The 1,552-nt window shown below is 34.6% G+C and carries 1 protein-coding gene and 1 rRNA gene; both read right to left on the bottom strand.

The genetic code is table 11. The annotated features are described in order from the left end of the window. Positions 1–124 precede the first annotated feature (124 nt). A complete protein-coding gene (locus tag GVK91_RS27080; RefSeq protein ID WP_159732726.1) occupies positions 125–841 on the bottom strand; it encodes a hypothetical protein in 717 nt (238 codons plus the stop codon). A 556-nt stretch (positions 842–1,397) separates the two neighbouring features. After that, positions 1,398–1,509, bottom strand: a 5S ribosomal RNA gene (gene rrf / locus GVK91_RS27075). Positions 1,510–1,552 lie beyond the last annotated feature (43 nt).

The raw sequence follows: 1,552 nt of genomic DNA, 5'->3' as shown, positions 1-1,552 counted from the left end.
TGGCTTCTGCCTTGAAGCGTTCAAAGTCGAATGGGTCTTTTTCTTTCATGACCGTGTCGTTTGAATAATTGAATATAAATAATCTTATTGAATTATTCCTCTGACACAGTTCAGGTTACAGTCTCTAAATTATACGTTCCGAAACGATGCCGGGCCTATTTTCCTTAGATAACCTGACTTCATTATATTTTTTTATATAATTTAAAAACAACTCGTAACTATATTTTCGTTCAAGCTGAAATTGCTTTAATATGGTTGGTTCATCTTCTATTAATGCTGATAGCGCTTTAGCCCTTTGTTTTACATCTTGCCCCAAAATATCTTTTACAACATCATTCAATTCAATTATCTCTCCAGAAGAACACTTAAGAGCACACCAATATTTCCTTGTCGTGAAACCGAGAAGAGCTCCAGAGGTTCCACCTCCCACCGCCAAGCCAGAACTTTTAAAATAATAGACCGTTATTTCACCATCCTGAATTAATTCAGCAAATCTTAATTCCTCTGATTTTTCTTTATTAATCCGAAAAACCTGAGGTTTTGTATTTTTAACCTTTTCTAGCCCTTTTTCGATGTAAGAAGGTGCGAAAATTTTGTTTTTACTATTTTGATAAACACGAAAAACTTGGTCTGGAAAAAAATCCATCTGCGTATCTCCATCACGCCATGACAATTTACTATCCGTAACTGAAGAAACTTTCCCATATAAGCTATCTCCATTCATGAAAACAATATAATCTGTATTATTAGATTTCTTTTGAGCACAAAGTGTTTCGGAAAATATAAGTAGAGCAATAACTACCATCATTTGGCCCAACATTAATAATTTAGCTTTTTTCATTATATAAGTTAATGTCCACAAATATACAATTCATTCCAATACTTCACTTTACGCCCTGTAAAAACATAAAAAAATTAAACATTTAACTTAAATATCTATACGTAGCGTACTATAATTGTCTCATTGCTCATGTTTTAGACATTCCTAGGCATATGGAATATTAAGTAAAAAATTATAAATATTTAAGTTAAAATTCCATATAAAATGTTCTATCTCTATTACTAGTTTTACGACCTCATTCCTGCTCGGCACAACGAACGTTATAGGTTTGCGAATTTGATAACGCCAACAATGCTCTCACTAAGAAAATCATACGTAGATATTTTGTTTCTATAAATCCATACCAGTAATTCTACATCAAGTAAGCAGAATTAGTTACAGTAGGCTTAATTCGCTTGCTTAAGTTTTAGTACTAGAAAATTATCATACAGTAAACTCAAGCTGAGTGCTGCGATAACCAATATGCGGAGGACAGGCAATAGCCTGTACATGGAAATACGGAAGTATTTAAACGAAAGAAGCCCTTGACTGTTTCCAGCAAGGGCTTCCGTGTAAAAAAAGGCACCGACCTACTCTCCCACCTGTTACGGCAATACCATCGGCTCTGGCGGGCTTGACTGCTCTGTTCGGAATGGGAAGAGGTAGACACCGCCGATATAGGCACCTAAAAATCTTTATTGGCTGATTTATGATATTCATATCATGTTATTC

It is taken from the genome of Sphingobacterium sp. 18053 (genome assembly GCF_902706145.1).
Taxonomy (GTDB): Bacteria; Bacteroidota; Bacteroidia; order Sphingobacteriales; family Sphingobacteriaceae; genus Sphingobacterium; species Sphingobacterium paramultivorum.
The sequence above is the reverse complement of the archived record's forward strand: the minus strand, read 5'-3'. Positions and strand labels throughout refer to the sequence as shown.